General features: G+C 58.2%; 21 protein-coding genes. 7 read left to right on the top strand and 14 right to left on the bottom strand.

Annotated features, from left to right (window positions below):
• Position 1 precedes the first annotated feature (1 nt).
• Positions 2-937: a prephenate dehydratase gene (pheA, locus tag ADM64_RS03425; protein WP_049190938.1), complete on the top strand. Its 936-nt coding sequence runs from the start codon at positions 2-4 to the stop codon at positions 935-937.
• A gap of 3 nt (positions 938-940) precedes the next feature.
• The gene (locus ADM64_RS03430; protein WP_049193139.1) at positions 941-1,732 is read left to right on the top strand and encodes a histidine phosphatase family protein; all 792 of its coding nucleotides are present in this window, start codon (positions 941-943) and stop codon (positions 1,730-1,732) included.
• Between the two features lie 22 nt (positions 1,733-1,754).
• On the opposite strand, the gene ADM64_RS03435 is transcribed toward ADM64_RS03430, so the two are convergent.
• The 3 genes from ADM64_RS03435 to ADM64_RS03445 all read right to left on the bottom strand — a co-directional run bounded on the left by ADM64_RS03435 (position 1,755) and on the right by ADM64_RS03445 (position 4,005).
• Positions 1,755-2,300, bottom strand: a complete 546-nt coding sequence (locus tag ADM64_RS03435) for a DUF1707 SHOCT-like domain-containing protein (protein ID WP_049193141.1) — start codon at positions 2,298-2,300, stop codon at positions 1,755-1,757.
• A 75-nt stretch (positions 2,301-2,375) separates the two neighbouring features.
• Complete coding sequence (locus tag ADM64_RS03440; protein WP_016421667.1) at positions 2,376-2,720, bottom strand: metallopeptidase family protein; 345 nt, start codon at positions 2,718-2,720, stop codon at positions 2,376-2,378.
• A gap of 31 nt (positions 2,721-2,751) precedes the next feature.
• The gene (locus ADM64_RS03445; protein WP_241486323.1) at positions 2,752-4,005 is read right to left on the bottom strand and encodes a septum formation family protein; all 1,254 of its coding nucleotides are present in this window, start codon (positions 4,003-4,005) and stop codon (positions 2,752-2,754) included.
• Positions 4,006-4,139: 134 nt separating this feature from the next.
• Between ADM64_RS03445 and ADM64_RS03450 the strand changes: the two genes are divergently transcribed.
• Together ADM64_RS03450 and serS are read left to right on the top strand one after the other, a co-directional pair.
• A complete protein-coding gene (locus ADM64_RS03450; protein ID WP_049181857.1) occupies positions 4,140-4,790 on the top strand; it encodes a LysE family translocator in 651 nt (216 codons plus the stop codon).
• Between the two features lie 47 nt (positions 4,791-4,837).
• Complete coding sequence (gene serS, locus ADM64_RS03455; RefSeq protein ID WP_016421664.1) at positions 4,838-6,100, top strand: serine--tRNA ligase; 1,263 nt, start codon at positions 4,838-4,840, stop codon at positions 6,098-6,100.
• A gap of 300 nt (positions 6,101-6,400) precedes the next feature.
• Here the strand turns inward: serS and ADM64_RS03460 are convergent, their stop codons facing one another.
• The 9 genes from ADM64_RS03460 to ADM64_RS03500 form a co-directional block, all read right to left on the bottom strand.
• A complete protein-coding gene (locus ADM64_RS03460) occupies positions 6,401-7,147 on the bottom strand; it encodes an ABC transporter permease subunit (protein ID WP_049193142.1) in 747 nt (248 codons plus the stop codon).
• Between the two features lie 74 nt (positions 7,148-7,221).
• Positions 7,222-8,022 (bottom strand): ABC transporter ATP-binding protein, encoded by an 801-nt coding sequence (locus tag ADM64_RS03465; RefSeq protein WP_052317790.1) that lies wholly within the window; start codon positions 8,020-8,022, stop codon positions 7,222-7,224.
• A complete protein-coding gene (locus tag ADM64_RS03470; RefSeq protein ID WP_016421661.1) occupies positions 8,022-8,309 on the bottom strand; it encodes a PLDc N-terminal domain-containing protein in 288 nt (95 codons plus the stop codon). Before ADM64_RS03470 ends, ADM64_RS03465 begins: the two co-directional genes overlap by 1 nt.
• 3 nt (positions 8,310-8,312) lie before the next feature.
• Complete coding sequence (locus tag ADM64_RS03475; protein ID WP_049193143.1) at positions 8,313-9,155, bottom strand: DUF5808 domain-containing protein; 843 nt, start codon at positions 9,153-9,155, stop codon at positions 8,313-8,315.
• Entirely contained in the window at positions 9,152-9,487 is a 336-nt protein-coding gene (locus ADM64_RS03480; RefSeq protein WP_049193145.1) for a PadR family transcriptional regulator, read from the bottom strand. Before ADM64_RS03480 ends, ADM64_RS03475 begins: the two co-directional genes overlap by 4 nt.
• A gap of 258 nt (positions 9,488-9,745) precedes the next feature.
• Positions 9,746-10,918 carry an alpha/beta hydrolase gene (locus ADM64_RS03485; protein ID WP_048732793.1) on the bottom strand — a complete coding sequence of 391 codons (1,173 nt, stop codon included), beginning with the start codon at positions 10,916-10,918 and terminating at the stop codon, positions 9,746-9,748.
• 142 nt (positions 10,919-11,060) lie between these two features.
• The gene (gene glpK, locus ADM64_RS03490) at positions 11,061-12,617 is read right to left on the bottom strand and encodes a glycerol kinase GlpK (RefSeq protein WP_048732791.1); all 1,557 of its coding nucleotides are present in this window, start codon (positions 12,615-12,617) and stop codon (positions 11,061-11,063) included.
• Between the two features lie 84 nt (positions 12,618-12,701).
• Positions 12,702-13,451, bottom strand: coding sequence for an MIP/aquaporin family protein (locus ADM64_RS03495; RefSeq protein WP_241486324.1), 750 nt, complete (start codon positions 13,449-13,451; stop codon positions 12,702-12,704).
• Between the two features lie 246 nt (positions 13,452-13,697).
• On the bottom strand, positions 13,698-15,434 hold the full coding sequence (locus ADM64_RS03500) for a glycerol-3-phosphate dehydrogenase/oxidase (RefSeq protein ID WP_049190947.1): 1,737 nt from the start codon (positions 15,432-15,434) through the stop codon (positions 13,698-13,700).
• A 429-nt stretch (positions 15,435-15,863) separates the two neighbouring features.
• Here ADM64_RS03500 and ADM64_RS03505 point away from each other — a divergent pair, with 429 nt between their 5' ends.
• On the top strand, positions 15,864-17,513 hold the full coding sequence (locus ADM64_RS03505) for a 1-acyl-sn-glycerol-3-phosphate acyltransferase (RefSeq protein WP_049193146.1): 1,650 nt from the start codon (positions 15,864-15,866) through the stop codon (positions 17,511-17,513).
• Between the two features lie 6 nt (positions 17,514-17,519).
• Positions 17,520-18,353, top strand: a complete 834-nt coding sequence (locus tag ADM64_RS03510) for an HAD family hydrolase (RefSeq protein WP_049190951.1) — start codon at positions 17,520-17,522, stop codon at positions 18,351-18,353.
• A 53-nt stretch (positions 18,354-18,406) separates the two neighbouring features.
• Here the strand turns inward: ADM64_RS03510 and ADM64_RS03515 are convergent, their stop codons facing one another.
• Both ADM64_RS03515 and ADM64_RS03520 read right to left on the bottom strand, forming a co-directional pair.
• Positions 18,407-20,824: an N-acetylmuramoyl-L-alanine amidase gene (locus tag ADM64_RS03515; protein WP_049193147.1), complete on the bottom strand. Its 2,418-nt coding sequence runs from the start codon at positions 20,822-20,824 to the stop codon at positions 18,407-18,409.
• An 85-nt stretch (positions 20,825-20,909) separates the two neighbouring features.
• Positions 20,910-22,415: an N-acetylmuramoyl-L-alanine amidase gene (locus ADM64_RS03520; RefSeq protein ID WP_049181843.1), complete on the bottom strand. Its 1,506-nt coding sequence runs from the start codon at positions 22,413-22,415 to the stop codon at positions 20,910-20,912.
• A 331-nt stretch (positions 22,416-22,746) separates the two neighbouring features.
• Between ADM64_RS03520 and glf the strand changes: the two genes are divergently transcribed.
• Entirely contained in the window at positions 22,747-23,943 is a 1,197-nt protein-coding gene (gene glf / locus ADM64_RS03525; protein WP_049193197.1) for a UDP-galactopyranose mutase, read from the top strand.
• Positions 23,944-23,959: the final 16 nt, after the last annotated feature.

Here is a 23,959-nt window from a genome sequence, read left to right on the forward strand (position 1 = left end):
TATGACGACGGTTACTTATTTGGGTCCTGCGGGCACATTCACCGAGCAGGCGCTGTGGGACATGGCGCGTGCTGGCGAGATTGATCCGGCAGGGGAATCCGCGGTCAATGCGGTGCCGGTGGATAGCCCCGCGGCTGCGCTTGGAGCCGTGCGCCGAGGGGAAGCGGACTTTGCCTGCGTGGCTATCGAGAGCAGCGTGGACGGTCCCGTTACACCAACTTTTGATGCCCTCGCCGCTGGGCCAGAGCTGCAGGTTTTCCGCGAAACCGAGGTCGGGGTGGTGTTCTCTATCCTGGTCCGTCCCGGTACGACGGTGGAACAGGTGCGTACTTTTACGACACATCCCGTAGCGTATCCGCAGGTCAAACAGTGGGTGGACGCCAACCTTCCGGGCGTGGAAGTTCACCAGGCCAGCTCCAATGCGGCGGCGGCCCACCAGGTCGCCGAGGGCACCCGCGACGCTTGCGCTGCCCCGGCCCGCGCGGGTGAACTGCTCGGGTTGGAGGCGCTGGCTACTGAGGTCGCCGACGTGCGCGGTGCCCGCACCCGTTTCCTGCTGGTGGGGCGCCCCGGCGTGCCGACGCCGCGCACCGGCGCCGACCGCACCTCGGTCTCCTTCACGCTGCCGAACCAGCCCGGCACACTAATGCGTGCCATGAATGAGTTCGCAGTGCGACAGGTCAACCTCACCCGCATCGAGTCACGGCCGACACGCGAGCTTTTCGGCCTCTACCGCTTCTACATCGACTGCAACGGCCACGTTGATGATGCACAGGTTGCCGCGGCTCTCGCGGCACTGCACGAATACGCCGAAGATCTGCGCTATCTGGGGTCTTGGCCAGTCGCTGAGGGCGGTCGGCGCAGCATTATGACCCCGCCACCGGATATTTCCCAGTCAATTGAGTGGGTCGACGCGCTTAAGGAAGGACGAAGGTAAAACATGACACCCGCCGCGCCCGAAAATCCAGTTGGACAGCTGCCTTTCCTCGATGACCGCCCAGACCGCCCTGAATCTGTCATGCCGGTTGATTCCCAGCGCATCATTTTCATCCGCCACGGGCAGACCACCGGCAACATCAACCGCCGTCTGGATACCGCATTGCCGGGCGCACCGCTCACCGACCTCGGTGTGAGGCAGGCGCGCAGTCTGGGACGTCTTTTGCTTCCCGACGTGCACAGAATCGGTGACATCGTCACATCCCATGCCCTGCGTGCCCGCCAGACTGGCGCAGGCGCGGTCGCAAGTCTGCACCACCTGGGAGAGACTTCTGTTCGCATCCGCCATGAGGGTGGCCTCCACGAGGTTCAGGCCGGTGACCTGGAGGGGCGCAATGATCGCGATGCGCACATGGAGTACATGCGCGCCTTCTACCAGTGGCTCAATGGGGAGCTGGAGTACCGCCTTCCCGGCGGTGAATCCGGTGCTGACGTGCTGAATCGCTACCTGCCGACGATACAGCAGCTGCTGGAGCAGACAGGAGCGACAGGTGGTGAATCCAAGGAGTCGAAGGAGGGCGGCAACAAGGATGTCGTCATTGTCAGCCACGGCGCGGCTATTCGTCTGATTGGGCAGTATCTGACCGGGGTGAATCCGGAATACGCACTGCGGCACCGCATTGCCAATACTGAGCGAATCGAGCTGGTTCCGAGCGCTGTGGACGTCGGCAAGCGTGCTGGCATTGAACCGGGCACGTGGGATGTGCGCCGCTGGGGCGACAGCGAGTTGCCTTAGACAGGCAGCTGGGCGGCGACCGTTACTGCTGGCCTTCCTGAATCTCGCGGCGCTTCTGAGCTGCCAAGCGTAGGCGTTCCGTGCGACGCTTGGATTCCTCTTCGTTGATTTCGTTGAGGAGTTTTTCTTCGTCATCATTGATGTTCAGTGCGGCGCGCCCGATAAGGGCAACGGCCGCAGCGACGATGAAGCCGAGCCATGCGTTGTCGATATTGGTCGCAAACATCAGAACGATAGAGACACATACGATGATGCCTGCAGCAGAGTCAACAATGTTGAGGTGGCGGCCTTTTTTCATCAGCGTTTGCAGCTCTTGATCGACACTTTGGTGCTGCGGTTTAGCCGGGGTGCCCTGTGAACTCTCGGGAGATGACTCAGCGGGCAGGTCTGCGAAGAGTGTTTGTAGTTGGGAGCGGGTTTTAGCGACTGCGGCAGCTTCAGTGCGCTTGGAAAACTCATTGATATCCAAGTAGCCGTCAGCGAAATGATTGCCGAGACGCTCCATGGCAGCGTTGCGCTCCCTATCGCCGACCCTGATTTCTGGCTTCTCGCTCGAGTTGTCGCTCATTATTATTAAGGTTACAAGGAAGAAAGCTGCCGTGAAGAAGCCGAGAGGAACGAGACCTCGCAGGGCGGGACACACTTATCCGTAGCCGAGACGGTCCAGATCCTCCTCCTCGAGGCCGAAATAATGCCCGATTTCATGCAGGAGAGTGACCCGAATCTGCTCCACCAGCTCCTCTTCGGTGTGGCTGATGCGGCAGAGCATGTCGCGATACAAGCTGATTTGGTCAGGCGGACCCCAGTGGTTGTTAGAACGCTCGGTCAGAGGTATCCCCTCGTAGAGTCCCAGCAGTGTGGGCTCGTCGAGGTTATACGGGTGGACCTGGATGATGACCTGATCGAGCTGATCGAGAAACTGCGTCGGGATGCGGTCGATGGCCTCATCGACAAGCGCGTCGAACCGCTCCGGGCTAACGTCAACCATTTATGGTGCTGCCTCGCAATGTCTAGTTGTTCTACTGTCCTGCGGGAGCGACTGCGTTATCCACAGCGCCTGCTTCTGCACCAGTACCGTCGGCACCGACCTCACCGGCGTCACCTGTGCCAGCGCCAGCGCCAGCGTCACCCTGCTCCTCCCGCAGCGGATTGCGCGGCGGCGGAGCCACGGGCGGCTGGCCGTCGATAGTGAAGGACTCGTTAGCGTGGCCGTTGAGAGTGGAGAACCCGCCCTGGCCATTGTCTTTAATCAACCAGCAGTTCACACTGCGCGAGCCAGCATTGAGCGACTCCTGCGACAGTGAGGTCCAAAATGGCAACAGCGTTGAGTTATACAGCGGGTCGTCACCGCCGAGGTAATTCTGCGCGAGAGTCACACACTGTTCCGCGAGCACATCATTTTGCTCCTGGTCAGTGGGGATGTTGTCACCGAAATGGTCGCGGAGATTGACAATTCCCGTCGACTCCATCAGGTGATCTTCCACGCAAGGCACCTGGCGGATGGCGCCGCTTTCGTCCAATGTCACGCAACGGCCGCCCTCGAACACGCGGGACTGATCCTGCCCGGCCGCAGGCCCGGACATGTGCGTCGTGTTGCCGTCTTCATCGACGACCTGGATACCGCACAGGAAGGTTCGGTCACCCTTTTCCCACTGGCTAGGCGAAGGAATGATTGGCGCAGTGATAAAGCGACCATCCGGATCGTACTGGCCGCCCAGGTATTCAGTCACAGTGTCACGACACACGCCATTTTGCAGAGCCACCAAATTGTCCGCTGTCGGGTAGTTGGCAGTTTTTGCGTATTGCCCCGGATGTTCCTCGTAGTCGGCGAGGTTCAGTTTCTTGGCGACCTCATAAGCGTGTGGCTGCTCACAGGGCACGACGCGGAAGTCAGAAACATTCAAATCTTCTGCCAGATTCCAGTCCAGACAGTTGCCCGCGGTTGCGCTGGTGAACGCCGTCGTCTCCTTGTCAACGATGGTCGTCGTTGTCGACGATGACGCGCTTGCCGACGAGCCCTTGCCCCCAAGTGGCCCACTCGGTGGCTCGATGACTCCCGCTTGCAGCGCGAATGCCATTCCCGCGGCGCCGACCAGCATTGCCGTCGACAAAGCGCGCATTCCCCAGCTTCCACGCGAGTTACGGGAAGCGTTGGCATCGTTGCTGGCTGCGGAGGATGCACCAGCGCTGGCATCTGCGCCAGTACCTGCACCGGAGTCAGTGTCTGTGGCGGCAGCGTGCTCGCGATTCTGGTTCATATTGTCATCAGCCATAGTGACCCCATTGTGCACCGCCAATGAGCCTGTGGACAAGGTAACGCTCTGTCCGAGTTTGCGGTCCGAGTTTGCTCAATAACTTCAGGCACTACAATAGTCCGGTATTTGTTCGCTACCCGAGGACCCGAGTCTTGACCTGGACTGCACTACTCAGCCTGCTGGGCGTCCACATTATTGGTATGGCCTCACCAGGGCCTGACGTCTTCTTAATCCTGCGCCTTGCCACCAAATCCCGAAAGCATGCCATCGCAGCGGTTGCGGGTATCAGTACTGGTGCCACGATCTGGATGACCCTCACAGTGTTTGGGTTCGCAGCTGTCATCACCGCCAATCCTTTGCTGATGGGCGTAATCCAGCTCGTTGGTGGCTGTTATCTCATTTACATGGGTATCAGTATGGCCAAGGCAGGCATCAATACCCTCCGCGAACTGCGCGCCGGTGCCGCACCAGCCTTGGGAAGTGAGGCGCTCCGGTCACCGAAGGCGACGTTCCGCCAGGGTTTTTTCACAAACATGTCGAACCCGAAGATTGTTCTCTTCCTCACGGCAGTGCTTTCACAGTTCATTCCCGCAGGCGCATCCGTGGGGACGCTCGTGCTTTGTACGCTGGTGCTAATCGCCTCCCAAATCGCTTTCTTCCTATTTATCGCAATCGTGGTGTCGACGGATGCCGTCGTCAAGCGAATGGTGCTGGCAGGGCCGTGGATTGACACTGTCGCCGGCGTGATCTTCCTCGTCCTCGGCGCGCTGCTGGTCGCCTCAGGAGCGGAAGCGGCACTCTAGCAAGCCTTGTGCCTGCTTGCCGACGTAAACCAGGTACTCTAGGTGACGTGATTGATCTCAAATTTCTCCGCGAAAACCCTGAAGTAGCCCGCGAGTCCCAGCGCACCCGTGGTGAGGACCCGGCATTGGTCGATCAGCTGCTGGAAGCTGACGCTAAGCGCCGTGAGGTTATTGCCTCCACCGACGCGCTGCGTTCGGAGCAGAAGGGCTTCGGCAAGAAGATTGGTCAGGCGTCGAAGGAAGAGCGCCCGGCCATGCTGGAGAAGGCCAAGGAGCTTTCCGACGCCGTGAAGGCAGCCGAAGCGGAGCAGAAGGAAGCCGAGGCTGAGGTCGAGCGCCTGCAGTACCTGATTGGCAACATCGTTACCGGTGCGCCCGCCGGCGGCGAAGATGACTTTGTCGTGCTGGAGGAAATCGGTGAGATTCCGCAGTTCGACTTTGAGCCTAAGGACCACCTGGACCTCGGTGAGTCGCTGGGTCTTATTGATATGGAGCGCGGCGTCAAGGTCTCCGGTTCCCGCTTCTACTTCCTGACCGGCTACGGTGCCATGCTGCAGCTGGCCATGATGAACCTGGCTGCTCAGAAGGCAACTCAGAATGGCTTCCAGCTGATGGTGCCGCCGGTGCTGGTTCGTCCGGAGACCATGTCGGGTACCGGCTTCCTCGGTGCGCACTCCGATGAGATCTACTACCTGCAGGAAGATGACCTCTACCTGGTCGGTACCTCGGAAGTCGCGCTGGCCGGCTACCACTCCAACGAGATTATTGACCTGTCGGAGGGGCCGCGTCGCTACGCTGGTTGGTCTTCCTGTTTCCGTCGTGAAGCGGGCTCTTACGGCAAGGACACCCGCGGTATCCTGCGCGTACACCAGTTCGACAAGCTGGAGATGTTCTCCTACTGTCCGCCGGAGCAGGCGGAGGCAGAGCACCAGAAGCTGCTGAACATGGAGCGCGAGATGCTGGCCGCGGTCGATGTTCCGTACCGCATCATCGATGTTGCTGGTGGTGACCTGGGTGCATCGGCTGCCCGCAAGTTCGATACCGAGGCATGGGTGCCGACGCAGAACACCTACCGCGAGTTGACCTCGACTTCGAACTGCACGACTTTCCAGGCTCGTCGTTTGAAGACCCGCTACCGCGATGCCGATGGCAAGTCTCAGTACTGCGCCACCCTAAATGGCACGCTGGCCACGACGCGTTGGCTGGTCGCCATTCTGGAAAACCACCAGCAGGCCGATGGTTCTGTGGTGATTCCGGAGGCGCTGCGCCCGTTCATGATGGGCAAGGAAGTTCTCGAGCCGGTTAAGTAGGTTTTCGGGGCCTGGGCTGCGGGTTCCGCGGCTCGGGGCTGGTTGCTCGGTTGTTGGCCGGGGCTGGCATGGGGTCGGCGTGGGGTCGGGCTCGTTCTGCAGAGAAAGTGCCTAAGTTTATGACACTTTTCGGCCAATTTTTGGTTCGAATCTGTCATAAACTTAATCAGTTTCTGGTTGTGGTCGGGTCGGTGAGCTACGAGACGGTCGTTTTGTCCACGTCAAGACCAGTTTTCTATGTGGCATGGAGAAAATTCGCGAGAGAGTCTAAGCGGATTTCCTTCAGCTAAAGCCGTTGACTTATAGCTCTTTGTGCTGCAGTACTGCAATTGCAATGCCGAAAAGTACAACGGCGATGGATAATCCAGTGATCACCGGCTGCGGAGCAACACTTTGTCCCGCGAGAACCGCATCGGCTTGTTTCAGGATTCCCGCTGGATTCCATGAATCTGCAGGAGCCCAAGTACTTAAGACTTGTAAGAGCATTCCCGTGCCGACGGCTGCGCCAGCTGCGCCCACCTGAGAAAACGACGCTACACCTACGAGAAATGCGGCAGCCACGACAAGTGCCATTACGACGAACCACGTAAGTAGCGCATAGAAGATTTGCAGAATTTGGACGTCCCCGTAGATTGCGAACGTGATGGCAACGTTGAGTATTGTGGCGATGACGATTGTGGTTGCCGGAATAAGCAGCGCGCAAAGAATTTTGGAGACCATGAATTTCCATCGCGGCACATGACGGGTCAGACTAAATAAGTACGAGCCATCGCTGAGCTCGCTTGCTGCACATGAGCCAGAAACTATAGCTACAACCAGGAGGAACACCTGGTTGAGATCTTTAATCCATTGAGCATGAGCAGTGCTGTACGTCGGTTTAGGTAAGGTGTCAGCGATGGCAGCGAGTTCAGCCCCGCCTAATGTCTGGACAATCTCCTTTAAATAGTGGGCAATGAAAGGCCCCGAAACGGCGAGGAGCAATGCCGCGGTAGCTAGTAATGGGAGTCGCCATGTGCGCAAAATCTCTTCTGCATCTTTGCGTAACAAAGCTGGGAAGACTGCCTCTGTATGAGTCCGCGATGCAGTGGTCCTACACGGTGCGGTGGTAGTTTGAGGTGTCATTATTCTCTTCCGGTAGTCGCAATGAATACTTCTTCGAGGCTGCGGTGCTCTGGCTGAGAGCTTTCGACGACCCAACCGGAATGGTTGATTGCTGACTGCAGCCTTGATGAGGTTGAAGGTTTGTCTTGTGGGCCTGGGGAAACCACTAGATGCAGTCTCTCGCTTGTGGGGGTGAGCAGGTGGTTCAGAGGCCCCTCTGCGACGATTTTTCCGTCGTGCAAAATGCCAACGCGGTCACAAATCTTCTCCGCATCATTAAGTAAATGTGTGGAAAAAAGCACTGTGGCCTGGCCGCGGAGGGCTTTAATCATAGAGAGAACGTCGTATCGCCCAATCGGATCGAGTGCCGATGTTGGTTCATCGAGGATGAGTAGCTCGGGAGCGTCGATAAGCGCTTGTGCAATTCCCAAGCGTTGACGCATTCCTCGAGAAAAATCCATAACTCTTTGGGACTGTCCTGTGAGTTTCGCGAGGCTGAGCAGTAACTCAACTCGGTTATCGAGCACAGCGCCGCGGAGTCCGCAGAGGCGTCCGCAGTACTTAAGGAATTCGTCAGCTCGCATCCACGGATAGTAACTGGGAACGTCAGGGAGGAAACCGACACGCTTGGCGGTAGTTTTTAGTTCGCCAGAGTCGATGCTGGTCAGTCCTAAAATTGCCCTGATTGCGGTAGTTTTTCCAGAGCCATTGCGTCCGAGAAAACCATAGATTTCGCCGGGCTCGAGTGCGAGTGAAACTCCATCGAGCACAGTCTTTGAACCAAAGGATTTATGTAGGTCAGTGACTTCGAGCACGGTCATTATTCCTGCCTTGAGCTGTGCGATGAGTCGTTGGCATAGATTTTGTTAACGATGTCAGTTGCAGATTCCTGTGATTCTTCGTGGTAGTCAACTGTTTCTGTGCGGCTGAACCCAGTGGTCAGAAAAATAATTGGTCCAATGAAGTTCACGACTATGACGATGACCACCCATGCAGTTTTGGGAAAGTAGCGGATACGTTTTGCGGGGGTGCGGGCCAATACAACCAAAGAAAGTGTCAGCAGTACTAGCTGGACAATTGCGGCGATAATGATTACATACGACGGCATGATCTAAGCCACCCCAGCTTTCTTCCACGTAGCCTTCAGCCCGGCGAAGAGAGGTAGGGCAAGGCATGCGGCCGAAGCCGCGACCGATGCCACGGCAACACCAGCTTGGACTAATGCCGGATTGGTCTTGGAGTTTTCTTCCGTGAGGACTCCGATCAGCTGAGATGGTGCAATTGTGCTTGCGAGCGCGCCTAGGGACGCAACACGCAGAGTATCTTCGCGGTCATCTGCCTTGAGCAGCGAAGCAGCTGAAAATCCAGCTCCGACCGTAGAAACCACGAAGGGAAGAAGCAGAGTTTCCTTCGGTGCTGTCTTCTGAACTGCCTCGCCGTTTAGCTTCCATTTGGTGTGGACTTCTGCAGGCAACTGCTTCCAGGACATAGCCAGTGCGACGCCGTGCGCAACCGTCACGGCCGCGGGGAGAAGAGCGGTCGCCTGCAGTGCGCGAGCTGGAATTTCAGAGATAACCTCACCGTCAATATCGTCCGGTCGGACAATTCCCAGCTTGGTGGCTACTGCAGCCCAATTGATAGACCAGCCAAAACCCAACAGGTGAGGTTGGAGGATTCGTGGGTCGTCCATGTTCCACAGGGAAGCGCGACCGCTTTTGGTAAATACCCGAAGCGGTTTGGAGAGGTACCTGCGAAAGGTGCTTGGTTCACCAACTTGTTCGGCTACGCAATTTGCGTAGTCGGTTGCCGTTCCCAGCTCTTCGGTCAGGTCCGCGTGGACGTCGTTAAGCTCTTGCAGAAGACTCTCCTGCTCGGCGATGATCGCCTTGCGTTGTGCGTGCGATATGCCGATTTCGCGCAGTTTGCGGTCAATGGCAGTGAGGTAGGTGTTCATTGGGGCTCCTCGGAAAATAGTGCGGTCATGTCGGCGGATAGGTCGATGAAGTCCTGATGCAGTTGCGTGAGTGTTTGCTTTCCTTTGGCTGTCAGTGAGTAGTACTTGCGCGGCGGCCCTTTGGGGGATTCCTCCCAGCGATTGCTAATCAAGCCGTTGGCGGTCAGCCGCGAGAGCAGGGGGTAGACGGTTCCCGCAGGCGCGCTGAGGTGGGGGTAGACGTTGAGCTTTGCGACGAGTGCCGCGCCATAGAGCTCTTCGCGAGAAATCAGCTTGAGAATGGCGAGCTCAAGTACCCCTTTCTTCAGTTGTGTTTGTGGACGTTTGGGCATAGCGTTGTGCTTTCTTTCCGGCGGTATGGAGGAATCTGCCCGGGCAGAATGCTTTTCATACCTAGTACATTGTAATACCAACTATACGCACAGTAGTTTGTATTGCCAAGTACTGCATGCTTTATACGGCGCGGAGAGGGCAGGGCAAAGAAAATGAGGGGCAATTGCCAGAAGACAATCGCCCCTCATTCCACCGGGTTAGCTCTATGAAGAACTCGTAACTACTAGGGAGTGGCTCGGTTCTTTTTTAGCGTTCAATTAGATACGCGCATCAAGCCAGGCAATAGCCGTCGCAATGGCCTCGTGCTGTGCCGGCTCGTTGAAGGTCTCGTGGAACTGGCCTTCGAACTCGATCAGCTGCTTGTCGGTGGACGAGATGCCGTTGTACCAGTCGCGCGAGAAGAACGGCGGCACAATCTCATCCTGGCCGCCCATCATGACCAGGGTCGGCTCAACAAAGTCGACGGAGTTGGTGCCGTTGTAGGTGGCGGCAAAAGCCATCTGCTGAGCCATGCCGAGCGAGAGCTTGGAGTTGTTGTACGGATCAGTTTCGTACTCATCACGCACTGCCTGCGAAGAAGAGGTCTTAGAACCCAGCGGGTTGCCAAGCTGAATCAAGTCGCTGCCGGGTAGTGATGGCACGCGCATCTCGGTGCGGTTCGGCACTTCCTTGAGCATGCGAGTGTTGAATGTGGTCATGTCCTGGAATGGCAGGCGCTGGTAAATCGTCGGCTGCGCCTCGCGCTGGACATCGGTCATGGCCTCTGGGGTGATGGTTTCGCCCTCGTCCGTGCCACCGTAGGGGTTGAAAAGAGCGCCACCACCGTTGGCGACAATGCCATCGACACTGCCCGGGTACTTGATGCCGTGGAAGTCCACGGCAAGGCCGCCCATGGAGTGGCCGAGCAGGAAGGTCTTCGTGCTCGGGTTCTCCGCCTTGGCCTTTTCGACGAGCATGTGCAGGTCATCGACAAGCGAGTGGAAATCATCAATATGACCACGGGCAACTGGGGTTCCTTCGACCTGGCCCGAGTGGCCGTGCCCACGGTGGTCAATGCGGTAAACGTTGTAGCCGGCGTTCAGCAGCTTGCCGGTTACCCACTCGTAGCGACCCAGGTGTTCTGCAGCGCCATGCACGACGACGACAGTGGCTTTGGCATTCGGGATGGTGTTGGACTTCCAGTAAATCTGGGTGCCCTTGCCATCCTGTGAGGTCATGTAGCCGTCGGTGACCGTAACGTGGCGTCCGTCAACCGTAGTGGTTGGTGCCGGGGTGGTGGGCAGCTCGACCATTGCAGTGGACTGCGGGTCGGGAGTTGGTTCCAGCGGGTTCTTGATGAAGTCCGTTGGGGCTGCTGATGCTGCCGGGGTGGCCAGGGCCAAAGTCAGGGCGGTGGTCACACTCGCAGTGAAAATTGATGCGCGACGCATGATTGCTCTTTTCTGTTTTCAATCGAGGAGTGGATGATAGTTATAATAATTTTATTATAACAAACAAGCCCTGAATTTATAATAAAAATAGCCCGGAAAACCGAATAGGTTTTCCGGGCTATTTTTCGGCTCTTACGAGGACTTATTCAGGCTTCGGTGCCTCCTCAGCATCCGTATCCTCGACCCAACCATAGGTGCGCTCAACGGCACGGTTCCACTGGTGGAACAGGCGATCGCGCTCTTCGGCCTCCATCTTCGGACGCCACTTCTTGTCAATCGTGATGTGAGCCTTGACCTCATCCAGGTTCGACCAGAAGCCAATGCCAAGGCCCGCAGCGTATGCCGCACCAAGGGCCGTGGTTTCAATGTTGTTCGGGCGTGTGACAGCGACATTCAGGATGTCGGACTGGAACTGCATGAGGAACTCGTTCATGGTCATGCCACCATCAACGCTCAGCGTTGTGATGTCCGTGTCGGATTCTGCGACCATGGCGTCGAGGACCTCGCGGGTCTGGTACGCAGCAGCCTCCAGCACAGCACGGGCAATGTGGTTTCGGTTGACGAAACGGGTCAAACCGACGATGACGCCACGAGCGTCCGGCTGCCAACGAGGAGCAAAAAGACCGGAGAAGGCCGGCACGATGTACACGCCGCCGTTATCCTTGACGCTCTTTGCCTTGTTCTCAATGGATGCCGCATTCGGAATCATCTGCAGCTCGTCACGCAGCCACTGAACAAGTGCGCCGCCCATGGAGACGGAGCCCTCGAGCGCGTAGACCGGCTTCTCTCCCTCGACCTGGTAGCAGACGGTGGAGATGAGTCCGTGGTCAGACCACTTCGGCTTCTCACCAGTATTCATTAGCATGAACAGCCCAGTGCCGTAGGTGTTCTTGGTGTCGCCCTCGCCGAAGCAGCCCTGGCCGAACATGGCGGCCTGCTGGTCGCCGAGGATGCCAGTAATCGGTCGCTCCGCAAGAGAACCGCGGGCGCGGATACGGCCGAAGTCGCCTACCGACGGTCGGATGTCAGGCAGCATCGACATCGGAATGCCAATTTCACGGCAAATGTCCTCATCCCACTCGAGGGTCTTGAGGTCCATCAGGAGAGTACGGGAGGCGTTGGTGACGTCGGTTGCGTGAACTGCGTCTTCGCCGTTGTCGCCCTCTGCACCACCGGTGAGATTCCACAGCAGCCAAGTATCGATGGTGCCGAAGAGTAGATCGCCAGCCTCAGCCTTTTCGCGAGCTCCCTCGACGTTGTCGAGAATCCAGCGCACCTTCGGGCCAGCTGGGTAGGAGTTGATACGTAGGCCCGTGGTCTCACGCCAGCGGTCAGCGCCTTCATCCCCCATGAGTTCCTTGCAGATCTCATTCGTGCGGGTGTCCTGCCAGACGATGGCATTGTAGACCGGTTCACCAGTGTTCTTGTCCCAGACGACAGTGGTTTCACGCTGGTTGGTGATACCGATGGCATCAATATCCTGGGAAGCAATGTCGACATCGGCGAGAGCTTCGCTGACTACTCGACGAGTGTTGGTCCAAATCTCCTGAGCGTCGTGCTCGACCCAGCCCTCTTCCGGGAAAATCTGCTTGTGTTCCATCTGTGCAACAGTGACGATTTCTGCGTCATGGTTGAAGATGATGCAGCGGGTGGAAGTAGTTCCCTGGTCAATGGCGAGGACGTATTTGCTGTGCGTCATGGGGGATACTCCTAGCGAAATTGTGTGTAAATGTGAGTGTTCAGGCTTGCGATATTTTATTGTGCGATATCTCTCATATTCCCGTTATCCGATGGCAAAGGCAAGAGCGCCTGCAGCCACGGCTGCCAGCATCGGTGCGACAATCGGAACCCATGCATAGGCCCAGTTCGCATCGCCCTTGCCCTTAATCGGGAGCACGAAAGCGTAGGCCAAACGCGGGCCGAGGTCACGAACAGGGTTGATGGCGTATCCGGTCGGGGAACCAAGGGAAAGACCAATCGACACAATGATGAACGAGACACCGAAGTAGGTCAGCGGGCCAAGTTCGCCGCCGGCTGGGCCGAACAGGATGAATGCGAGCAGAACGAAGGTCGCGATGAACTCGGTGACGGCATTCCAAAAGTTATTTGGGTGAACCGGCGCGGTGAAGAAGTTGCCGCCAGTTTCGGCATTCGCATTGGTTGGGTTGCCGTTTTCGTCGACACCATTGGCGTCGAACAGCTGCTTAAAAGCGGCCCATGCCAGGATTGCACCTACGAATGCGCCCAACAGCTGACCTGCGACATAGTAAGGGACCAGGCTCCAGGCCAGGCTGCCCTTGATTGCCAGGGCAACGGTTACCGCAGGGTTCAAGTGCCCACCGGATACGTCGGCAATCGATGCGCCAGCGAAAACGGCCATACCCCAACCGAAGGCGATGCCCAGCCAGCCAGCGTTTGCTGCGCGAGTAGTCCGGAGGTTGATAGAGGCACAGACTCCGTTACCGAGGAGGATTAGAATGGCGGTTCCGAAAAACTCCCAGAGGAATGCCTGGGATCCTGTGATTGTCTCCATGAGATGTAGAAACTCTCTGTGAGTCGTGACCGGGCGAGGTCACGATGAATCTTGCAACGTAAATTCTTTGGGTATAAGAAATGCCGGCGAGAACGGATTTTTCGCCGGCACTTTTATTTCGACCCCATCAGTCCCTTGAAGTGCGAAGCCGTTTTCCCAAGAGGGAAACCTATTTCGTTGTGGCTACAGCGTTGGTGGCCATTTGAGCACTAACTCGTACGGCCACCGGCGGAGGGGAGGGGCGAACTAGCGGTCGAGGCTGACGTCGACATCCGCGCGAGTTTCCACTGCATGAGCAGCAATCTCGTTAGCGGCCTTGTCAGTCAGCTCACGTTCAGCTGCCAGGGTTGCTTCGACACGCTCGATGAAGACCTTGATCTCCTTCTCCATCGTGTCCTTGTCCCAACCCAGAGCTGGGGCAACCAGTTCAGCGGTGGCCCGGGCGCTGTCGACACCGCGGTGTGCGTACTCCATGGAGACACGCAGGCGGCGCTCCAGGATGTCGTCGAGGTGCATTGCGCCTTCGTGAGTCACTGCGTAGAGAACCTCAGCGCGCATGTACTGTTCGGCAGCCTCTAGCGGCTCGAGCAGAGACTTATCCTCGGCTGCAGGAGCCAGCACTTCGTAGATGAGGGAGCCGTAACGGTTGAGCAGGTGCTCGACCTGCTTCTCGGTGATACCGAACTGCTTGGCCAGGGCTGGCTTCTGGTTGTTCAGTGCGTGGTAGCCGTCAGCGCCGAGCAGCGGGACATCTGCAGTGACGGACTCCGGTACCTTGCGGGGGACGTCCTGGACTGCAGCGTCGATGGTGTCAGCGCCGATGACGCGGTAGGTGGTGTACTTACCGCCTGCGACGGAAACCATGCCCGGGGCAACGTGGGCAACAGCGTGGTTACGGGAAAGGTTGGTGGTGGAGTCGGAGTCGCCTTCCACCAGTGGACGCAGACCCGAGTAGACGCCGACGATGTCGTCGTAAGTAATTGGACGGCGAACCTTGGCGTTGACGTGATCGAGGATGTAGTCGATGTCAGCGCGGGTAGCTGCCGGGTTGGCCAGGTTCATGGTCCAGTCGGTGTCGGTGGTACCGATAATCCAGTATTCACCCCACGGGATAACGAACAGGACGGACTTCTCGGTCACGAAGGTCATTGCCACCGAGCCCTCAAGAGCGGACTTCGGAATAACAATGTGGACACCCTTGGAGGTGTGGACGCGGAACTTGCCCGTGACGCCAGCCAGCTTCTCAATCTCATCGGACCAAATACCGGTGGCATTGACGAAAACGCTGCCGCGGATGGTGGTGGTGGCGCCGGTGTCGGTGTCAAGGAGCTTCGCGCCGACGATGCGCTCGCCTTCCTTCACGAAGTCGACAACCTGAGTGGAGGTGCGGACGTCAGCGCCGAAGTGAGCAGCGGTGCGCAGGACAGTCATGGTGTGACGGGCATCGTCAACCAGGGTGTCGTAGTAGCGAACGCCGCCGACCACGGCATCTTCCTTCAGGCCCGGAGCCTGCTTCAGGGTGCCCTTGCGGGAGTAGTGCTTCTGCATCGGAACCTGCTTGGCGCCACCCATGACGTCGTAAAGGAAGAAGCCCGATGCCATGAACGGGCGCTCCCACACGCGGTGGGTCAGCGGGAAGACGAAGCGCAGTGGCTTAACCAGGTGCGGTGCTAGGTGCGACATGGACAGTTCGCGCTCGCGCAGGGATTCAGCTACCAGGCGGAAGTCCAACATCTGCAGGTAGCGCAGACCGCCGTGGAACATCTTGGAGGAGCGGCTGGAGGTGCCGCCTGCGAAGTCACGAGTTTCAATGACCGCAGTCTTCAAACCACGGGTTGCGGCATCGAGCGCAGCGCCAGCGCCTACAGAACCGCCGCCGATAATGACGACGTCGTATTGCTCGGTGCCGAATTTCTCCCAGGTCTTTTCATGCTGTTCCTTATTTAGAACTGCAGATGGGGCGAGAGATGAAGAGGACGACATTTTCCAATCCTTCCCGGTGGGGGCGTTGATTTTTCGTCGAAGAGAATTTCTCGGCTCACGGCTCAGGTTACCAAAAATCGGCTTACTTGTAAGCGGTAACTTACGGTTACGTAGATATAAACAATGGGTCAAAAAGCCAAGAAAACCCGCCCCAAAATGTTGTCTGGTTTTCCGCAGGTAGATAGGTATGTTAATAGAGGTTTACTACTTTTAGAATGAATGCCCACCAGCGGAGCCCACCCCATAACGGGGGTGGTAAGAGCGACTATGGGGTGTACCGGGACTGTATGACAGGTGCGCAGTACGCGCAAGGGGGATGTACCTGGTTTTACACATGGATATGGGCCTGTAACGACATTTATTCATGGGTCTCAGATACCAGTACATATCGCCCCGCTAAGGGGTGCGAAAGATTGTAGAGTAAAGGCCATGTTCAAGGATCCTGTGTACTTAACGATTATCGGATTGGCGCGCACCGTCTTCTTTGCCCAAGGTTTGAAGTTCACCGTTAAGGGCTGGGAAAACGTGCCGAAAGACTCTGGCGCCGTTCTCGTTACTAACCACACCGGATACATGGACTTCACCTATGTCGGTCTTCCATTCCGCAAGCACCGCCGTTTTGTCCGTTTTATGGCGAAGAAGGAAGTCTTCGACCATTCGATCGCAGGACCAATCATGCGTGCTTGTAAGCACATTCCGGTCGACCGCACCGACGGCTCCAAGTCTTTCGAAGAGGCCTGCGCAAAGTTGGAAAACGACGAGTTGGTAGGCATCTTTCCGGAGTCGACTATCTCGCGCAGCTTTGAAGTCAAGAATCTGAAGTCGGGTGCGGTGCGTATGGCGCAGCGCACCGGCAAGCCCATCATCCCAGTGCTGATTGTGGGATCCCAGCGCGTGTGGACGAAGGGGCACCCCAAGCATCTCGGCCGCAGCAATACTCCGATTCATATTACGGTTTTGCCGCCGTGGACCCCGGAGGGCGATCCGGCAGAAGCCACCGAAAAGCTACACGAAATCATGGATCAGGGTGTCCGTCAGCTCTGGGACGAGTACGCAGCTGAAGAAGGTCCCCTGCCGAAGGGCGCCTACTGGGTACCGGCTCGCCTTGGCGGCGGCGCACCGACTTTCGAAGAGGCCCAGGCAGAGGACCTGAAAGTCGAAGAAGAGCGTCAGCGTATCCGTCATTTGCGCGGTGATCTGGCCGCATTCAAGGAAAAGCTAGCCGAGTCGGCACGTGAATTCGGCGATAGTGCGCGTGAGTTCGGCGATCAGACCAGGCAGCAGTTCCTCGATGCCTCGCAAACGATGAGCGCGGAGTCTGCTCGCCGAAGGGAACAGACGACCGCCTTGTTGGCGCAGTTCCGTCAGTCTGTGGAACAGATGGCTGATGATGTTGTCGCCGGTGCTAAGGAGAGCAAGGAGTCCGTGCGTACTGCCACGGATTCGATGCGCGTGACCTTCCGCGAAGCGTACGTGCAACTAGAGAAGGCCTCCGCCTCCGGTGTCGAACAGACGCAGCAGACCGTTTACCGTCTTATCGGCCAGTCGATGATGATCCGCGACAAGCTTCCACAGCGCTTGAACAGGCTCATCACCGCTCAGCCGGAGACGTTCATCTTCGATTACCCCGCATCGCTTGCCGACGACGCGGGCAATATCAGCGAAGAAAACATGAAGGCCTTGCAGCAGCTCGGCGATGCCGGAGCCACAATCGTTGTTCTGCACGAACCGGGAGATAAGCCGAATCTATCGGCTTTGGAGTCGGTTGACCTGCAGGTCGTGGAACTCCCGGAGGGCGCCAGCAAACTGGACGTCACAAATGCGGTGGTTAGCACGCTGCGCAAGCAGGCTCGCAAGGAAGAAACCGCGATTCTTTTTGCCGGTGGCTCGAACTTTGAGGAAGCCACACAGCGTGTCGGCATGCCGGTAGTTACGGCCGATGCGGACTGGTCCCTGCTGAAGAACGCGGATTGGGTAATCGACACTGTCGAGCATGGGGGAGTAGCCGCAACGCTGCAGTTGTTGCACGACCGGTTCTGCGATGACGGTGAAGATGACAACAGTGAGGACGGCAAGTAGTTCGAAGTGACCGAGAGACTACATCCACTACTCGTAGCTTCGGATATTGACGGGACGTTCATCGACTCGCGGGAGCGGGTAACTCCCCGCCTGCGACAGGCCGTCACGCGAATGCTACGCCGCGGAACCCCGTTGGTGCTGGCCACGGGAAGGCCGGCTCGGTGGTTGCAACCAGTGCTCGAGCAGCTGCCGGTTCAGCCGTTGTGCGTGTGTGCCAATGGCGCCGTAATTTACGACTCCGGCCGTGATGAAGTGGTTGCCGCCAACACACTGAAGCCGGAGACGCTGCGATACGTCGTCAAGCATGCGCGCGAAGCGGCGCGATCCATCGGTGGAATCGGCATTGCGGCAGAGCGCGCTGGGACGTCGGCGAATGATGCCATCGATGAGCTTTTTGTGGTGGCGCCGTCCTATGACCATGCGTGGGAATCGGATGAGCACGGTGAGCTTGCTGAAGAGGCCGTGTTGTCAGAACCCGCGACGAAACTCTTGCTGCGAAACTCAGATGTGAACAGTGCCCAGCTATATGAGCTGGTCGCTCCCGCAATTGACGCGAGCTTGGCCCACGTGACCTACTCCATGCCCGACGGGCTGTTGGAAGTGTCCGCGCCGGGCGTGACTAAGCGCGCCGGGTTGGAATACGTGTCTGAACTGGTCGGAGCGACCGCGAAAGATGTGGTCTGCTTCGGTGACATGCCGAACGATATCGAGATGCTGTCGTGGGCGGGCACGGGTGTGGCCATGGGCAATGCGGCTGACAACGTCAAGGAGATTGCAGACGAAATCACCGCCACCAATGATGATGACGGTGTTGCTCGTGTGCTGGAGCGCTGGTTCTAGCTAGCCTCGAGGATTTCCTCGCGCCAGCTAGCTCACCCAGCGCTCGAGGGCGTTTACTTCAGCTCGGTCTTGACCTCGCCGGTGGTGCGGTCGAAGGTGATTGAACCGTTCTGGAACTCAGCGCGCTCGATGTTTCCATCGACCACCTGGGTCTTCGTCGGGGCACCCAGCTTGCCGACCTCGAAGCCCTGGCGGGCCCACTCATCAGCAATCTTGCCCCAGATAGCGTGCGCGCCGGTGGTGTCGGAGTCGGTGATTACGCCGTTGGAGAACTTCACGTAGCGCAGGGCATCGGCCTGGCCAGCATTGTTCGCTACGGTAGAACCGCTCTGGATACCGGACATTGCGTAACCGAGAACGGAGCCCATTTCCTCGGAAACTTGGCGCCATTCGGCAGCCAGGTCGTTCTGCTCATTGATAGTGATGATCTTGTCAATCAGTACCGGCAGGTCAGCGATCGACGGGCCGTTTTCAATCGAGCGTCCAACTGCACCCAGAATCGCATCGGCGGTCTGTCCGAGCCCCGGTGCGCCGAGCATGCCCAGCGCCGAGGCCAGCATCGAACGTGCACCCGAGACTGTCTCCAGAGCCTGTGCCTTCTGCTGCTCGTCGGATGCGCTCGGCGAGGAGGAGTTGCTCTGCTCGCTTGCCGACGGTGCGGAGGAGTCAGCCGAAGCAGTGTCACCGGTGTTCGTGGCGTCGGTTGGCTCCGAGGTATTCGAAGTACCCGAGGTGGTCGAGTCGGAGCTCGACGTTGTCGAAGAAGTGGTGCTCGATGCGCTCGAGGACTTCTCGGAGGACGAGGTCGTGGACGTACCCGTCGATGCCGAGGTGGTCGAAGTGGTCGAGGTCGACGTGCTCGACTGCGAGTCTGTGTCCTCGGTGGTCTTATCGTCCTTTTCATCCTGCGGAACGAGGAGGTCAATCAAGCCGTCAGGGCCCTCATTGTCAATCTTTCCGCTGGTGAGTGTGTTGTACTTCTTCTCGGCAATCGAGCGGATCTTGCTCATCTGGGCGTAGCCAGCATCACCCGGGCAGGTGGTGTTACCAACGTCGCGGTGCGCGAAGATTGTCGGCAGAGTGACCTGCTGACCGTATCCATACTTGGCGTAGCTGGTGCCACCCGAAGTCATCTGAATCTGGCCGGTCGGCTTAATGCCGGCGACCTTCAGGCGCCAACCAATCATATTGCCCACCGAGTTCAGTGCGGCCTCGCTGGGAGCAACCGAAGTGTAGTTACCCATCATGGAGATGCCGAAAGTACCGGTGTTGAAGCCACCTGCGTGAGCGCCCTGGACATTCTTATCCAGGCCACCGTAGCGGCCCTCGAAGATGTTGCCGTACTTGTCGACCAGGGCGTTGTATCCGATGTCGCACCAGCCCAGAGTCTGTGCGTGGTACTGGTAAATGCCGCGGACGATACCAGCGGACTGGCTCTCGGTGTAGTTGTTTGAGCCAGCGGTGTGGTGCACGGTGGCACCGACCAGCTTGTTGTCGTAGTCCGCGCCCTTACAGCGGTTATTTTCGTTGGCGCCCCAGCCGGCACGGGTAATGACCTTCGGCATGCCCGTGACATTCTTGGCATCCACAATTGGGTCGATACCGGATGCAGCAGCCTGGCCGTCGATAAGCACTGCGTCGACCTGGTCGATTGGCAGTTCATCGGCGACCGGCTCGATGTCCGTCCACTTCACTGGGAGATTCGGCGAGTCCAGATTTGCAGCGTCGTTAGCGCTCGGAGCAGTCGGGTCATCGAGTGCGTCCCCAGGAGCTGCATCCGGAGTCTGCTGGTAGTCGGAAGCGGCATCGTCAACGGCCTTGGCGACATCCTTGGCTGCATCCGTAGCGGATTCCTTTGCATCCTCCACGGCCTTCTTGGCGCCCTCAGCATTAATCTCGTCGAGGTTGAGCTTGGACAAATCCAACTTCTCAGCGCCCTTGATGTCCTTCAGGTCCACGCCGGACCCCGGACCGAAGATGTTAAGTCCGTGGGTGGAAACCTGAACACGCTTGGTTGGCTCGATGTAGATGAGCTCCGTTCCGTTCAGGCCGTTGCCATTGCCTTCAGCGGGGTAGTCCGGGTCAACGCTGTACCAGTCGGACCAGGAGCCGTCGGCGCGCTCGGCGCGGACGAAGCTGGCGATATCAGGGTCACCGGCCCACGTCAGCGCAAACTGGGAAAACTCAGTATCGGAGGTAATTTCCTTGACGACACCACGGTTGGGATGAGCCTCGTCGGCAAGCGACTGCGTTGCGATTGCTGCGTCTTCGACGAGAACGGAGACGCTGTCTGCAAGCGACTTGCTCTGGACAATCGGGTCGATGGGGCTGGCACCGTTTTCCTCGATGAGGTCATAAGCGGCACCTGCGCCGACAACGGCAACGGGTGTCAGGGCAAGGGTCGCCACGGCAGCGAGTACCAAGGATTGCTTGGCACCTGCGCGGCGATTGATGCGGCGGCGACTAAACACGGTAATAACTCCTGGGTGATTACGAAGATCTGGTGCTACACCACAAATGTGATGTGGTTATGCCTGGATTGGATAAGCGGGGGACTTAGTTCTGAGGTGCGAACCAGGCCTGCGTAGCTTCGGCAGGGTTGGTTGGCAGGGATTCAGTTAGAAACTCACCAACAACCTCGCCTGGCGTGGGCGTTTCCACGTTTCCGAGGGAACCGCCGTTGTCGCCCGACTCGCCGGCGCCCGGAATCGGCGGAATGCTGGCGGCCTCTCCGTCCTGGTTGTTCGGACCCGTCGAGCGGCCGGCGATACCCGCTCCACCGGCACCATCAAACTTGGCTTTGGCTGCAGCGCGGATGGCATCCATCTGCTGATAGCCGAAGGTGCCCGGGCATGAGGTGTAGCCGGTGTCGCGGTGGCCGAAGATGGCTGGGAGGTTCACGGTCTGGCCGGAGCTGTAGCGTGCCTTCGAGTAGCCGGCGCTGGTCAGTGCGGCGGTGGACATCGGATCGACGCCACCGACCTTCATGCGCCAGCCGACCATCTCGCCGAGTGCAGTGACGGCCGCATCCGGAATCTCCAGCTGGTCGTGATTGCCCATCACCGAAATACCGAAGGTGCCGTTGTTGAAGCCACCTGCGTGCGCGCCCTCGATGTTCTTGTCCAGGCCACCGTAGCGGCCCTCGTAGATGTTGCCGTACTTATCGACCAACGCGTTGTAGCCAACATCGCCCCAGCCCAGCGTCTTTGCGTGGTAGGCGTAAATGCCGCGGACAATGGCTGGTCCCTGCGACTCTGAGTAGTTATTGGAACCCGCGGTGTGGTGGATGCACGTGCCCTTGAAGGTGCTGTAGGAGCTCGAACCGCTGCGGATGGACTCATCTGCACCCCACGCTGCACGGCTGATTACATTTGGCGCGCCAGCAATCGACGACTCGTACGCAACTGGCTGAATAACCTCGCCGACCTGCTCTACGCCGTCGATGAAAACTGCCTGGACAGCGTTGAGGGACAGCGCGGCCGTAGCACTGACGAGTTCCTGCAGGCCACCGCCGATAGTGGCTGGGTCAAGGTTGTCGATACCAATGATGTTGCGTGGATCTAGGCCCTCGAGGAGGTTCAGTCCGACGGTCGACACCTGCACGCGCCTGGTGGGCTCAACGAACAGCAGCTCGGTGCCGGACTGTCCGGAGTTATTCATCGGGCCGTGAGAATCAGCGTGGAACCACGGGCCAAAGCTGCCATCTTCGCGTTCGGCGCGAACGTAGAGCTGCAGGTTGTCATCGCCCGGCCAGGTCAGGGCGAACTGGGAGAACGGTTCGTCGCGGGTGATGTCCTTCACGAATCCGCGAAGCGGGTGCAGGGCATCGGTAATGGCATGCGTGCCGACGGCTGCGTCGTCAATCATCATCGTGACAGCATCAACCAGCGGCGATGTCGAGATCTTGGCTGCGATAGGGCCGGCGCCTGGGCTTTCAACCAGGGTAGGGGCCTGGCGAATGCCCCATGTTGCTAGTGGAGCTGCGGCAGTAGTAGCTGCCAGTCCATAGAGGAAGGTGCGACGGCCCATCGACGGGGCATTGATGCGACGGCGAGTTGGCACGGTAAAAGCTCCAAAAAAATGGGGTACAGGGTTGTCGACCCCGAGGCCTACCCCGGGGTCGAAGGGAAGGAAAGTTGCAAAGCAACAGAAAATTCCGAGGAGGATGTTACCAGTGTGACTAAAAAAATCTAGTGAGGCATCTGTGTTTCCCCGTTAATTTTGGGAAAATTATCAAATAATGTGACCAAACGAACGTTGGGTTGGGCTCACGTGGACGTCGTAAAGCCCGCGTGTACACCCGCAAATCGGGCGGAAATGCAATAGGTTTTAAGGCGTGAGTAGCGAAAAGAACACCACTGCCAATGAATTTGCTCCGAAGTCCCTACAGGACATCAAGGACAACACCTACGACCTCATCGTGGTCGGCTCGGGTTTCTTCGGTTTGACCGTTGCTGAGCGGACCGCCAATGAGCTGGGTAAGCGCGTGCTCGTTGTCGAACGCCGCAACCACATCGGCGGCAACGCCTACTCGGAGGCAGAGCCGGAGACTGGCATCGAGGTGCACAAGTACGGTGCGCACCTGTTCCATACCTCTAATAAGAGGGTGTGGGACTACGTCAACCAGTTCACTGACTTCACCGACTACCAGCACCGCGTGTTCGCTATGTACAAGGGCACCGCGTACCAGTTCCCGATGGGGCTGGGGCTGATCAACCAGTTCTTCGGCAAGTACTACAGCCCGGACGAGGCTCGCCAGCTGATTAAGGACCAGACCGATGGCCTGGATCCGCGCGACGCGAAGAACCTTGAGGAAAAGGCCATCTCCCTCATCGGCCGCCCGCTCTACGAAGCCTTTGTCAAGCACTACACCGCCAAGCAGTGGCAGACGGATCCGAAGAACCTGCCGGCCGGAAACATCACCCGCCTGCCTGTTCGCTACACCTTTAATAACCGCTACTTCAACGACACCTACGAAGGCCTGCCTGTCGACGGCTACACCGCCTGGCTGGAAAACATGGTGACCTCCGACAAGATTGACGTCGTTGTCGACGCCGACTGGTTCGAGGCGCGCGACGAGCTGCGCGCTGTCTCCCCGGATGCTCCCGTCGTCTACACCGGCCCGCTGGACCGCTACTTCGATTACGCAGAAGGCAAGCTGGGTTGGCGCACGCTGGACTTCGAGATGGAGGTTGTCAACACCGGCGACTTCCAGGGCACTCCAGTGATGAACTACAACGACGCGGATGTGCCGTACACCCGTATCCACGAGTTCCGCCACTTCCACCCGGAGCGCGATTACGTCAAGGACAAGACAGTAATTGTTAAGGAATACTCCCGCTTCGCCGACGATGGCGACGAGGTGTACTACCCGATCAACACTCCGGAAGACCGCGAGATGCTGGAGGCCTACCGCAAGCTCGCCGCAGCAGAAGCGCAGGAGAACAAGGTTCTCTTCGGTGGTCGTCTGGGCACCTACCAGTACCTGGATATGCACATGGCAATCGGTTCCGCACTGTCGATGTTCGACAACAAGATTGCGCCGTTCTTCAACGACGGCGAAGCAATCGAGCAGGAGCGCGGGCACTAATTTGCCGCTTGCGGCT

Source organism: Corynebacterium sp. 401_CJEI (assembly GCF_001076435.1).
GTDB classification, from domain to species: domain Bacteria; phylum Actinomycetota; class Actinomycetes; order Mycobacteriales; family Mycobacteriaceae; genus Corynebacterium; species Corynebacterium jeikeium_D.